The organism is Arthrobacter sp. UC242_113 (genome assembly GCF_044054585.1).
GTDB lineage: Bacteria > Actinomycetota > Actinomycetes > Actinomycetales > Micrococcaceae > Arthrobacter.
In genome coordinates this window covers 3790424-3802717 of the sequence record NZ_CP171968.1, presented here as the reverse complement: position 1 = coordinate 3802717, position 12294 = coordinate 3790424, and the positions used below count along the sequence as shown (strand labels likewise).

The following is a 12294-nucleotide window of genomic DNA, read 5'->3' as shown; positions in this document are numbered from 1 at the left end:
GCCATTCTTTCACGGCGGGTCAACGCGAACACGGGCTGAAAAGACAGTTCCGCGCTGGGTGAAATCCACCGAGAATCCGCCGGAACGATAGCAGCCCGGCTATTCGTGCACGTAGGCTAACAACAGAACCGTCACATTAATCGGGAGGTAGTTGTGAAGAAATCGGATCGTATTGCCCGCGAACTGGAGTTGTCGGTCAGTTCTGCAGTCGAGAACGCAAAAGACCGCGTGGAAGCAGCAGTGGACTGGGCAGTTCCGCGCCTGCAGCAAGGCATTGATACCGCTTCCCCCAAAATCCAGGAGGGGCTCAAGGTGGCGGCCCATAACCTTGCCGGCGGTGTTGCCACGGTGACGCCCCGCATTCAGGACGGCCTGGCGCAGCTTGCACCCAAGATCCACGACGTCGTGGAGGGTGCCACACCGCGCATGCACGAGGCCCTGGACCGGGCAACACCCGTCATCACCCAGGCCCGCGACCGCGTGGTGGTGGAATACCTTCCCCGGTTCTCCGACCAGATCGGAACCGCTTCCGAGGCCGTCCACCGGACCCTTGAAGGCACGCCGGCACGCATCGACGCGGTGGCCCAGCGACTCGGCGACGTCGGCATCATCCACACCATCCAGGAGCAGGCGAATCTGGCTGGCGGGCACCTGAAGTCGGCCGCGTCCGAGGCCGGCCGCGCGGTGACCGGCAAGGCCCTGGTGGTGGAGCCGGAGAAGCCCAAGAAGCGCGGCCTCCTGATTGTCGGTGTGATCGCCGCGGCCGTGGCCGCCGGCGTTGCGGCGTGGAAGGCTTCGAAGCCGGTCGAGGACCCGTGGAAGACCCCCGCGCCCGTAACGCCCGCACCGTCCACCTCGGAGGTCACCACCCCCGCGGCATCGGCCACCGGTGTTGGATCCACCGCGGGTGTTGGATCGGCTGCGGAGACGCCGGCACCGGTTCCGGCCACCCCGGCTGACAGCTCTTCTTCCGCGACCCCCGATACACCGCTCGATGCTGCCTTTGCGCTGGCCGCCGAGGACGAAGCCGACACTTCTGCTGACAAGGCAAAGCACGTTGCCGAGGACGCGGACTCCGACGCCGGCGAAGTTTCCTCGGATGCCAAGACTGCATCCAACATCGGGAACGGTGCAGACAAGAAGTCGTAGCCATTTGCCCGTAAGGGCACTAACAGGAGGGGTTCCGCAGCCGCGGGGCCCCTCCTGTCGTCTGTGCGGGAGCATCCGCACACCGCACTGCCCGAAAGGCACGGTGCCGCCGGGATGGAAAGCATCGGTGCTAAGTTTGAGGTGATGTCACCCGATAGATCCGCAGAGGATGCCTTGACTGACACTGAGCCGCGCGTATCGATTGTTATCCCGGCATACAACGAGGAAGGTGTCATCCGGCAGTGCCTCATCGCTGCGGTGTACCAGTCGGTTCCGGCGCACGAGATCATCGTGGTGGACAACATGTCCAAGGACCGCACGGCGTCGATCGTCACGCAAATGCAGCAGGAGTATCCCGAGAGCCCCATCATCCTCCTCCGCCAGGATCGGGAGCAGGGGCTCATTCCCACCCGTAACTTTGGCCTGGACCACGCCACCGGGGACATTCTGGGCCGGATCGATGCCGACTCAGTGGTGGAACCCGACTGGGTGGAGCAGGTGCAGAAGGCCTTCGAAGACCTGTCCACCTCGGCTGCCACCGGCCCCGTGGTTTATTACGACATGCCGATGCGGCGTTTCGGCCTAAAGGCCGACGACAAGATGCGCCAGCTGATGCTGAAGCTGGCCAAACACCAGTACCACTTCCTGTTCGGGTCCAACATGGCCCTCCGCCGTTCTGCGTGGGAGACCATCCGCGCCGAAGCCTGCCGGGACGAGAAGGACGAGATGCACGAGGACATCGACCTGTCCCTGCATCTGGCGGACCACGACCTCAAAGTCCAGTACTGGCCGCAGATGGTCTCCGGGATGTCGGCCCGCCGGCTTGAGGATTCACCCCGGGACTACCGGTACTACGTGACGCGTTTCGACCGGACATACAAGGCCCACAACGTCAAGAAGATGGCCCTTAAGGCGCCCATGGTGGTGTTCTTCTCCGTGTATTTCCCCGCCAAGCTCCTGCGTGCCATCCACACCGTCAACACCAGCCAGCCAGTCCGCCGCGGCGGCCAGTAGCGCCGTCATTCCGGCCGGCTTCCTCAGTCAGCTCCCAGCTCCGCCAGCGGGCGTTCCTCCGGCGGCTTGTTCCGCTCGGCTTTGCCATTCCGTTGCCCGGCAACCACGACGGCGAGGCCCACGAGAATGAGCGCCAGCCCGCCGTAGGTGCCCGCCGGCAGCGTCTCGTTCAGGAACACGGCAGCCAGCAGCGCCGCTCCCGGTATTTCCAGCAGAATGATCATGGACACCAGCAGAGGGCTCATGGTGGCCAGCAAATGGTTGAATGCCGTATGTCCCACGAGCTGGGCGCACACGGTGATTGCCAGAATTCCGAGCCAGCCGCCGGCGTCGAACCCGGACAGGGGCTGGTTGGTGAAGAGCGCCAGGACCGCGACCAGGACAGCACACATGCCGTAGCAGAGGGCCGTGTAGGTTCCGGTGGTCATGCTCTGGCGGGCCCGGCCTCCGGCGAGGGTGTAGATTCCCGCGAGGAGTCCGCCGGCCATGGCCAGGAGGTCGCCCAGCAGGGCGTCGGTGGACGTCCCCATGTCGAAACCCGTAATGGCCACGACGCCGCCGAAGGAGATGCCCAGGCCCACCAGGACCTGCCAGCGGTGCCGCACGCCGCGGAAGAGCTGAATGATGGCGATCCAGGCGGACTGCAGGCAAACGAGGGCCGTAGCGGCAGCCACGGAGGTCAACTGGAGGGACGTGATGAAGCAGGCGAAGTGCAGGGCCAGGGCCACGGCCGCCACGAGCGACCAGCGGAACTCATAGCGCCCGATGCGGCCGAACTGGCGCGGCTCCCGGACCAGCGTAGGGGTGGCCATGACGGCCGCCGCGATGGCATTGCGCCAGAAGGCGATGGCAAGGGCCGTGACAGTGGTGGCACCGAGCGTGGCGGCGATGAGCGGTCCTGACGAAGCCACGCCCAGGACACCCAAGGCAGCAAGGAAAAGATTCACTGTTCCACAGTAGTGTGCCGCGACGGTTGAGCCTGTCGAAACCCAGGCAAAGCAAAAGGTCCCGGCCGTTTCCGGCCGGGACCTTCCTTATGGTGGAGGCACGGGGACTCGAACCCCGAACCCCCTGCTTGCAAAGCAGGTGCGCTACCAATTGCGCCATGCCCCCATAAGAAGCAACCCGTCAATAATACCCTAGTTCCGGAGCCTGGCTGACCAGCCTCCGCACCGGGATCCGGGCTATTCAACCTTGTCGGTTGATTCGCTCCAGACTGTTTTCCGGGCTTCGGATTCCTGCACCTTTTTCTTGTAGAGGAGGGCGCCTGCGACTGCAGCTGCAATAACCAGCAACTTCTTCACATGCACCCCGTTCCGGCTTGATTCCTATGGAATCCGGCCTAAACCTCGTCTTGAACCTGTGCAGGTTCCGTGGGCGTACCAGGACTTGAACCTGGGACCTCTTCGTTATCAGCGAAGCGCTCTAACCGCCTGAGCTATACGCCCCGATGCCTCATCGGGCCGAGACAAGACTTTACAGCACATCCCGGCCCGATCTCAAATCGAGGCATTCCACCGGAGTTTTTCCGCGGAAATACAGGGTTTTTAGTCGTCGGTGAGGGTCACGCCGATGCCGCCGACAAGCGTGGCCGAGATGTTGTACAGGACGGCCGACAGCATGGACAGTGCGGTCAGCAGGACAACGTTCACGACGGCGATAATGGTCGCGAAGGATGCCACCTGGCCAAGCGATGCGACCTTCTTCAGCTCGAAGCCGCCGCCCTCGGAACCGGCGAGGGTTCCCAGCAGGCTGTCCACCTGATCGAAGATGCCGGTCAGGTCCAGCACGGTCCACAGCACGATGGCGGCCACGACTGTGACGATGCCAAGCGCTACAGACAGCAGGAACGCCATTTTCAGGACGGACCAGGGGTCAACCTTGCTGACCAGAAGCCGGGCGCGGCGCACCTTTGCCTTCGGAGCCGGCTTGACCAGTCCGGCCGCACCCTGTGGGGCCTGCGGCCGCTGTCCGGGGGCTGCCGGGCGCTGTGCCGGTGCGGCCGGCCGCTGGCCCTGTCCTGCTGGCGCCGGGCGCTGTCCAGCACCTGCGGGACGCTGTCCGGGAGGGCCCGACGGCGTGGCCGGGCTCTGCTGGGGACGCACCGGGGCATTCACCCGGGGAGCGGATGCCGGCTGACGCATCCCGCCGGGACCATTACTGCTCGGCTTGGGAAATGAGTCGGAATTGCTCACTCGTTACCTCCGGTGTTGTCTTCGTTCGCCTCAGCATCGCCGGACGTTCCTTCTGCTTCATCGGCCAGTCCTGAATCCGCCTCTGCGGCTTCTTCGTCTGGTCCGGCATCTTCAGCCAACGTTACGTCATCGGCAGCGATAGCCAAGATTTCTGACGCACTCGGTTCATCGGTGTGGTCGGCCTCGGATTCACGCTCTGCGCTGGCTTCGACTTCCTCTTCGAGGCCGCGTTCGGTGTTGCGGGCCACCTCGATGATGCGGTCGTTCTTGTCCGGCTTCGCGAAGATGACGCCCATCGTGTCGCGCCCCTTGGCAGGGACGCCGGCCACGGATGAGCGGACCACCTTGCCGCCACCCATGACCACGAGGACTTCGTCTTCCTCCTGGACCACCAGGGCCCCCACAAGGTCGCCGCGTTCCTCGGCGAGCTTGGCCACCTTGATGCCCAGGCCACCGCGGCCCTGCAGCCGGTATTCCTCGACGGCGGTGCGCTTGGCGTAGCCGCCTTCGGTCACCACGAAAACGTAGGATCCCTCGGCGATCACGTTCATGGCGAGCAGCTCGTCATCCTCGCGGAACTTCATGCCCGTCACACCGGACGTGGCACGTCCCATGGGCCGGAGGGCGTCATCGGTCGCCGTGAAGCGGATTGACTGGCCCTTGCGGGAGACCAGCATGAGGTCGTCCGTCTCGGAGACCAGCTGCGCGGAGACCAGTTCGTCCTCATCCCGGAGGTTGATGGCGATGACGCCTGCAGACCGGTTGGTGTCGTAGTCCTCCAGCCGGGTCTTCTTGACCAGGCCGCGCTTGGTGGCCAGCACCAGGTACGGCGCGTGCTGGTAGTCCTTCAGGTCCAGCACCTGGGCAATGTGCTCGTCCGGCTGGAAAGCCAGCAGGTTTGCCACGTGCTGGCCCTTGGTGTCGCGGCCCCCCTCGGCAAGCTCGTAGGCCTTGGCCCGGTACACGCGTCCGAAGTTGGTGAAGAAGAGCAGCCAGTGGTGGGTGGTGGTGACGAAGAAGTGTTCCACCACGTCATCGCCGCGCAGCTGGGCACCCTTGATGCCCTTGCCGCCGCGCTGCTGCGAGCGGTAGTTGTCGCTCCGGGTGCGCTTGACGTAGCCGCCCCGGGTGATGGTGACCACCACTTCCTCTTCGGGAATGAGGTCTTCCATGGACATGTCGCCGTCGTAGCCCATGAGAATCTGCGTGCGGCGCTCGTCCCCGTGCTTCGCCACGATCTCGGCGAGTTCCTCGCTGATGATCGAGCGCTGGCGTTCCTCCGAGGCGAGGATTGCGTTGTACTCGGCAATCATCGCTTCGAGCTCGGCGTGGCGGTCCTGGATCTTCTGGCGTTCCAGGGCAGCCAGCCGGCGGAGCTGCATGTCGAGAATGGCGCGGGCCTGGATCTCGTCGATTTCCAGCAGCTGCATCAGGCCATCGCGTGCTGCCTCCGTAGTGCTCGAGGCGCGGATCAGGGCGATGACCTCGTCCAGCATGTCCAGTGCTTTGAGGAGGGCACGCAGGATGTGCGCTTCTTCCTCGGCCTTGCGCAGGCGGTAGCGTGTGCGCCGGGCGATGACATCCAGCTGGTGGGTGACCCAGTGCCTGATGAAGGCGTCGAGGCTGAGGGTGCGCGGAACTCCGTCCACGATCGCCAGCATGTTCGCGCCAAAGTTCTCCTGCAGCTGGGTGTGCTTGTAGAGGTTGTTCAGCACCACCTTGGCAACGGCGTCGCGCTTCAGGACGATGACCAGGCGCTGCCCGGTGCGGCCGGACGTCTCATCGCGGAGGTCGGCGATGCCCTGGACTTTTCCGTCCTTGACCAGCTCGGCGATCTTGATGGCCAGGTTGTCCGGGTTGGCCTGGTAAGGCAGCTCAGTGACGACGAGGCAGGTGCGGCCCTGCAGCTCCTCCACATTGACCACAGCGCGCATGGTGATGGAGCCGCGGCCGGTGCGGTAAGCGTCCTCGATGCCCTTGTGGCCCAGGATGGTGGCGCCGGTGGGGAAATCGGGTCCCTTGATGCGCTTCAGCAGTTCCTCGAGGAGTTCCTCGCGGCTGGCGGTCGGGTTGGCCAGGTACCACTGGACGCCGTCGGCCACCTCACGGAGGTTGTGCGGCGGGATGTTGGTGGCCATGCCGACGGCGATGCCCGAGGACCCGTTGACCAGCAGGTTGGGGAACCGCGCCGGGAGGATGGTGGGTTCCTGGTTCTTGCCGTCGTAGTTGTCCTGGAAGTCGACAGTCTCCTCGTCGATGTCCCGGACCATCTCCATGGCGAGCGGCGCCATCTTGGTTTCCGTGTACCGCGGGGCCGCGGCGCCGTCGTTGCCGGGTGAGCCGAAGTTGCCCTGGCCCAGCGCCAGCGGGTAGCGCATGGTCCAGTCCTGGATCAGGCGCACCAGGGCATCGTAGATCGCCGTGTCGCCGTGCGGGTGGTACTGGCCCATAACTTCGCCCACCACACGGGCACACTTGTTGAAAGCACGGTCCGGGCGGTACCCGCCGTCGAACATCGCGTACAGCACGCGGCGGTGGACGGGCTTCAGCCCGTCGCGTACGTCCGGCAGCGCACGGCCGACGATGACGGCCATGGCGTAGTCGAGGTAGGAGCGCTGCATCTCCGTCTGCAGGTCCACCTGCTCCACGCGGTCGACCAGCACGTCGCCCTCCAGAACCGGCTCCGTGCCGTCCGGAGACTCGGCCGGGACCTCGGGTGTTTCGTCACTCATAGTCTGTGTTTTCCGTTTCAGGTATATGTCGGTTCTGGAATATCAGGCGCGGAAACCGCTAGATATCGAGGAACCTGACGTCCTTGGCGTTCTGCTGAATGAAGTTTCGGCGGGACTCGACATCCTCGCCCATCAGCACGGCGAAAATCTGGTCTGCGGCGGCGGCGTCCTCCATGGTCACCTGCAGGAGGGTGCGCCGGTCCGGGTCCATGGTGGTGTCCCAGAGTTCGGTGTAGTCCATCTCGCCCAGACCCTTGTAGCGCTGGATGCCGTTTTCCTTCGGAATCCTGCGCCCTGCGGCCTGGCCGGAAACCAGGACGGCGTCACGCTCACGGTCGCTGTAGACGTAGTCGTGCGGTGCGTTGGACCACTTGATCCGGTACAGCGGGGGCTGTGCGAGGTAGACGTAACCGTTCTCGATCAGCGGGCGCATGTAGCGGAACAGCAGGGTCATCAGCAGCGTGGTGATGTGCTGGCCGTCGACGTCGGCATCAGCCATCAGCACGATCTTGTGGTACCGCAGCTTGCTCAGGTCGAAGTCCTCGCCGATGCCCGTGCCGAACGCGGTGATCATGGACTGGACCTCGTTGTTGCCCAGTGCCTTGTCCAGGCGTGCCCGCTCCACGTTCAGGATCTTGCCGCGCAGCGGAAGGATGGCCTGCGTTTCGGGGTTGCGGCCGCGCTTGGCCGAACCGCCTGCGGAGTCGCCCTCCACCAGGTAGACCTCGCACTTCGAGGGGTCCTTCGATGAGCAGTCAGAGAGCTTGCCCGGCATGCCGAAGGACTCCAGCGGGCTCTTCCGGCGCGCATTGTCGCGGGCCTTGCGCGCGGCCATGCGGGCCTGAGCGGCGGAAATGGCCTTGCGGATCACGTCGCGCGCGGGGCCGGGGTTGCGTTCCAGCCAGTCGCCGAGCTGATCGGTGACCACGCGCTGGACGAAGCCCTTGACTTCGGAGTTGCCCAGCTTGGTCTTGGTCTGGCCCTCGAACTGTGGCTCGGACAGCTTCACGGAGATGACGGCCGTCAGCCCTTCACGGATGTCGTCGCCGGTGAGGTTCTCCTCTTTTTCCTTGATGATGCTCTTGTCCCGCGCGTAGCGGTTGATAAGCGACGTCATCGCAGCGCGGAACCCTTCTTCGTGGGTTCCGCCTTCGTGGGTGTTGATGGTGTTGGCGTACGTGTGCACGCTTTCGGAGTACGCGGTGGTCCACTGCATGGCCATTTCGACGGCGATGTGCCGCTCGGTGTCCTCGGTCTCGAAGGCGATGACGTCCTCGTGGACTACATCCACCTTCTTGCTCGAGTTGAGGTGTTTGACGTAGTCAAGGAGACCGTCGTTGTACTGGTACACCACCGTGCGGTGCTCGGCGAGGACCTCACCCTCGGTGAGGACGCCGTCCAGGTCCAGGTCGCCGGCTTCGTCCGTGCCGGCTGCTGCCTGGCGCTCGTCAGTGAGCGTGATGCGCAATCCCTTGTTGAGGAAAGCCATCTGCTGAAACCGAGCGCGGAGCGTTTCGAAGTCGAATTCCACCGATTCGAAAATGCTCGCATCCGGGTAGAAGGTCTGGGTGGTTCCGGTCTCGCTGGTCTCCTCACCCTGGACCAGGGCGCCCTGGGGCTTGCCGCCGTCGGCAAAGGCCATCCGCCAAACGTGGCCCTGCCGGCGGACCTCGGTGTTCACGCGGGAGGAGAGGGCGTTGACTACGGAGATGCCCACACCATGCAGGCCGCCGGAAACGGCGTAGCCACCGCCGCCGAACTTTCCGCCGGCGTGCAGGATGGTCATGACCACCTCGACGGTGGGCTTGCCCTCGGTCGGGTGGATGTCCACCGGGATGCCGCGGCCGTCGTCGGTTACCTTGACGCCGCCGTCCGCCTGCAGAACAATCTCGATGTGCGTGCAGTAGCCTGCGAGGGCCTCATCCACAGAGTTGTCCACCACTTCGTACACCAGGTGGTGCAGGCCGCGCAGTCCGGTGGAGCCGATGTACATGCCGGGCCGTTTGCGTACGGCCTCGAGGCCCTCAAGAACGGTGATGTCGCTGGCGCCGTACTCCCGCGGCGTGGCAGTCTCAGCCGGGTTACCCGCGGGTGGGGCATCCTCCGTTACGGGCTCCACTGCCTCGATATCTGCATTGTCGTTAGCCACAGGCGCTTTCGACTCCTCTATGTTCGTTGATGGCCGGCCTCCGCCGTCCGCCGAAGCAAAGGGCGGTCGCCAAAAGGCACGTCACTGTAGCGCCAGCTACTTGGTCGACCTGCGGAACCGCTCCCGCTCATGAAGAAAGCGCGGGAAAACGGACTCAGTCAACGTTTCACCGGCGCCCAGTTATCTAGGGGAATTCTATCGTGAAACACGGCTGTTTCCTGCATTGGCGGGGCGCGGACGCGGCCCGATGTGCCTCTCGCTGGCCATTGACTCCGCCTGCAAGGCTCCAGCAGACCACGTTTTGGGCTCCTATACGGCCGACGGCGGTTTGAGCGCCCTGTACGCCGTTTCCGGTTTCACTCTTATCCGTAGGTGTCCCGGGGTCCGCGGCCGTTGACGGTACGCCCGCCCTTGCGCCAGCTCGGCGCCGCCGGGCCCAGCACCTGGATGCTCGTGACCACGCCATCACCAAGTTCGGAACGGAACTTTTCGAGCAGGCTCATGCTGAGCAGCCGGAGCTGAGTCGCCCACGCCGTGGAATCACACCTGACGTGGAGGGTGGTATCGGTGAAGCTCTCCGGGGTGCAGTGGGCAGAGATTTCCGGCCCCACAAGCGCCGGCCACTCGGCCATGACCGAGCCGACGGCCACCGGGGAGGTCCAGCCGCGTTCGGCGACCAGCCGCCCCACCACTTTTCCCAGTCCCAAGGGATCGCGTCCGGTGGAGTGGAACTGGCTGAAGCCCCGCGTTCCCCCGGAAGCGGATCGCGGTTTTTGACCGGCGCCGGCCCGCGGCGCCTTCCGGCGGATCTCGCCGCGGGCTGCCGCTGCCTCACGCATTCTGTTCAGCGCCGCCTGGGCGGCATCGATTTCATCGGGATCGCGGCCCGGCTGCAGGCCGCCGTCCTTATCCCTGTTCATCGATTCCTCCCGGGATTACCTTCACCCGCCGGCCCGACAGCTCGTCCGGAATATCGGCGTCGACAGCGGCGGTGACCAGCACCTGCTCGGCGCCGGCAACTATTGCGGCCAGTTTACGCCGCCGCTGGACGTCGAGTTCGGCGAAAACGTCGTCCAGGATGAGGATCGGTGCGGAGCCTCCGGTGCGGGCGTCGTCAAGCATGACGTAGTAGGACGCCAGCCGCAGGGACAGGCACATGGACCATGTTTCACCGTGCGATGCGTACCCCTTGGCGGGGGCCTGACCCAGCACGAGTTCCAGCTCGTCCCGGTGCGGACCCACCAGTGAGATGCCCCGCTCGCGTTCTCTGCGGCGGGACGCCGCGAAGGCTTGCACGTAGCGTTCGGCAAGCTCGTCCACGGACAGCAGGCGCAGATCCTCGGCCGGGTTTCCCGGCCCGGACTGTGACGTCGAAGCGCTGGCCGGCTCGCCGTCGTCGTCCATCACGTTCTGCAGCGTTGAGCGATAGACCGCATCGGCGGCCTTCGAGCCATCGGTGAGCTGGGCGTAGGCGTTGTTGAGGTGCGGCCGGAGCCGCTCGACGAGTTCCAGCCTGGCGTGCAGCAGCTCCGCCCCGGCCCGTGCCATGTGCTGGTCCCAGACATCGAGGGTGGCCTCGTGGCCGGCGGTGAACTTGCCGGCACGTGCCGACTTCAGCAATGCGTTCCGCTGTTTAAGCACCCGGTCATAATCGCTGCGGGTGGCAGCGTGCCGCGGAATAAGGCTCACCAGGAGCTCGTCCAGGAAACGGCGCCGGTTCGACGGATCGCCCTTGACGAGCGCGAGGTCCTCCGGGGCGAACAGGACCGTGTGGCAGATGCCCAACAGGTCGCGCGCACGGACCGGGTTGCTGCGGTTGATGCGTCCGCGGTTGGCCCGGCCGCCGTTTATTTCGAGCTCCAGGATGGTGGACTGTTCGCCGCGGACCAGCTTCGCCCGGATCAGGGCACGGTCGGTTCCGAAGCGCAGCAGCGGCCCGTCGGCGCTGACCCGGTGCGAACTCAAGGTGGCCAGGTAGCCGATGGCCTCCATGAGGTTGGTCTTGCCGATGCCGTTCGAGCCGACCAGAACCGTGACGCCCGGATCAAACTGGAGATCGACCTGGGCGTAACTGCGGAAGTCGGTCAGGGACAGGTGTTCTAGGTACACTACTTGGCTGGACGGGTGGCATGCCCGCCGAACTGGTGGCGCAGTGCGGACACCATCTTCATGGCCGGCGAGTTGTCCTCGCGGGAGGCGAAGCGGGCAAACAGCGCGGCAGTAATGGCCGGCGCCGGAACCGCATTGGCAATCGCCTCTTCCACGGTCCAGCGACCTTCACCGGAGTCTTCGACGTAGTCGTCGATGGAGGCCAGTCCGGGATCCTCGTCCAAGGCTTTCACCATGAGGTCCAGCAGCCAGGACCGGACAACGGTCCCCTTCTGCCAGGCGCGGAACGTGCCTGGCAGGTCCGTGACGATTTCCTTGGCGGCGAGGAGCTCATAGCCCTCGGCGTAGGCCTGCATCAGGCCGTATTCGATGCCGTTGTGCACCATCTTGGCGTAGTGGCCTGCGCCGACACCGCCCACATGGACGAAGCTGTCCGCGCGCTCACCTTCCGGGCGGAGCGCATCGAAGACGGGAAGGGCACGGTCGATGTCCTCGGCGTCGCCGCCGGCCATGAGGCCGTAGCCGTTCTGCAGGCCCCAGACTCCGCCGGAGACGCCGCAGTCGGCGAAACGGATTCCCTTTTCGGCCAGGGCCGCGCCATGCTTCTGGTCCTCGGTGAAGCGGGAGTTGCCGCCGTCGATCACCATGTCGCCGGGCTGCAGCTTCGCACCGAGTTCGGTGATGACGGCGTCGGTGATGTCACCGGCCGGAACCATGACCCAGATCAGGCGCGGGGCAGGAAGTGCGGCGATGAGCTCGTCCGTGGAGGCAACATCGGTGACCTCGGGGTTGCGGTCGAAGCCGGTGACATCGATCCCGCCCTTGCGCAGCCGTTCGCGCATGTTGAAACCCATTTTTCCAAGGCCGATCAGTCCGATATGCACCGTGTGAACTCTTTTCTGCGCGGATGGTTGGGGAATCAGGATCACCCAACTAGGTAGCAGCT

General features: G+C 64.9%; 10 protein-coding genes and 2 tRNA genes. 2 read left to right on the top strand and 10 right to left on the bottom strand.

The window, feature by feature from the left end:
* Window positions 1-153 precede the first annotated feature (153 nt).
* Together ACHMXB_RS17325 and ACHMXB_RS17320 are read left to right on the top strand one after the other, a co-directional pair.
* Window positions 154-1149 carry a hypothetical protein gene (locus ACHMXB_RS17325; protein ID WP_395400336.1) on the top strand — a complete coding sequence of 332 codons (996 nt, stop codon included), beginning with the start codon at window positions 154-156 and terminating at the stop codon, window positions 1147-1149.
* Between the two features lie 144 nt (window positions 1150-1293).
* A complete protein-coding gene (locus ACHMXB_RS17320) occupies window positions 1294-2163 on the top strand; it encodes a glycosyltransferase (protein ID WP_395400334.1) in 870 nt (289 codons plus the stop codon).
* 23 nt (window positions 2164-2186) lie between these two features.
* On the opposite strand, the gene ACHMXB_RS17315 is transcribed toward ACHMXB_RS17320, so the two are convergent.
* From ACHMXB_RS17315 to gnd, 10 genes are all read right to left on the bottom strand, one after another.
* Window positions 2187-3110 carry a DMT family transporter gene (locus tag ACHMXB_RS17315; RefSeq protein ID WP_395400332.1) on the bottom strand — a complete coding sequence of 308 codons (924 nt, stop codon included), beginning with the start codon at window positions 3108-3110 and terminating at the stop codon, window positions 2187-2189.
* Between the two features lie 90 nt (window positions 3111-3200).
* Window positions 3201-3276, bottom strand: a tRNA-Ala gene (locus ACHMXB_RS17310).
* Window positions 3277-3347: 71 nt separating this feature from the next.
* Window positions 3348-3467, bottom strand: a complete 120-nt coding sequence (locus ACHMXB_RS17305; protein ID WP_223256960.1) for a DLW-39 family protein — start codon at window positions 3465-3467, stop codon at window positions 3348-3350.
* A gap of 70 nt (window positions 3468-3537) precedes the next feature.
* Window positions 3538-3611, bottom strand: a tRNA-Ile gene (locus tag ACHMXB_RS17300).
* A 99-nt stretch (window positions 3612-3710) separates the two neighbouring features.
* Complete coding sequence (locus ACHMXB_RS17295) at window positions 3711-4358, bottom strand: DUF3566 domain-containing protein (RefSeq protein WP_395400330.1); 648 nt, start codon at window positions 4356-4358, stop codon at window positions 3711-3713.
* Complete coding sequence (gene gyrA, locus ACHMXB_RS17290; protein WP_395400328.1) at window positions 4355-7090, bottom strand: DNA gyrase subunit A; 2736 nt, start codon at window positions 7088-7090, stop codon at window positions 4355-4357. Before gyrA ends, ACHMXB_RS17295 begins: the two co-directional genes overlap by 4 nt.
* 58 nt (window positions 7091-7148) lie before the next feature.
* The gene (gyrB, locus tag ACHMXB_RS17285) at window positions 7149-9239 is read right to left on the bottom strand and encodes a DNA topoisomerase (ATP-hydrolyzing) subunit B (RefSeq protein WP_395400326.1); all 2091 of its coding nucleotides are present in this window, start codon (window positions 9237-9239) and stop codon (window positions 7149-7151) included.
* A gap of 362 nt (window positions 9240-9601) precedes the next feature.
* Window positions 9602-10159: a DUF721 domain-containing protein gene (locus tag ACHMXB_RS17280; protein WP_395400324.1), complete on the bottom strand. Its 558-nt coding sequence runs from the start codon at window positions 10157-10159 to the stop codon at window positions 9602-9604.
* A complete protein-coding gene (gene recF, locus ACHMXB_RS17275) occupies window positions 10146-11348 on the bottom strand; it encodes a DNA replication/repair protein RecF (protein ID WP_395400322.1) in 1203 nt (400 codons plus the stop codon). The genes ACHMXB_RS17280 and recF overlap by 14 nt, the downstream gene beginning before the upstream one ends.
* Window positions 11348-12268, bottom strand: coding sequence for a phosphogluconate dehydrogenase (NAD(+)-dependent, decarboxylating) (gene gnd, locus ACHMXB_RS17270; protein ID WP_395405322.1), 921 nt, complete (start codon window positions 12266-12268; stop codon window positions 11348-11350). The genes recF and gnd overlap by 1 nt, the downstream gene beginning before the upstream one ends.
* Between the last annotated feature and the right edge of the window lie 26 nt (window positions 12269-12294).

Excerpts from the sequence above, each read along its gene's own strand:
- ACHMXB_RS17320 (WP_395400334.1), top strand. The coding sequence starts at position 1,294 with ATGTCACCCGATAGATCCGCAGAGGATGCCTTGACTGACACTGAGCCG.
- gyrA (WP_395400328.1), bottom strand. The coding sequence starts at position 7,090 with ATGAGTGACGAAACACCCGAGGTCCCGGCCGAGTCTCCGGACGGCACG.
- ACHMXB_RS17280 (WP_395400324.1), bottom strand. The coding sequence starts at position 10,159 with ATGAACAGGGATAAGGACGGCGGCCTGCAGCCGGGCCGCGATCCCGAT.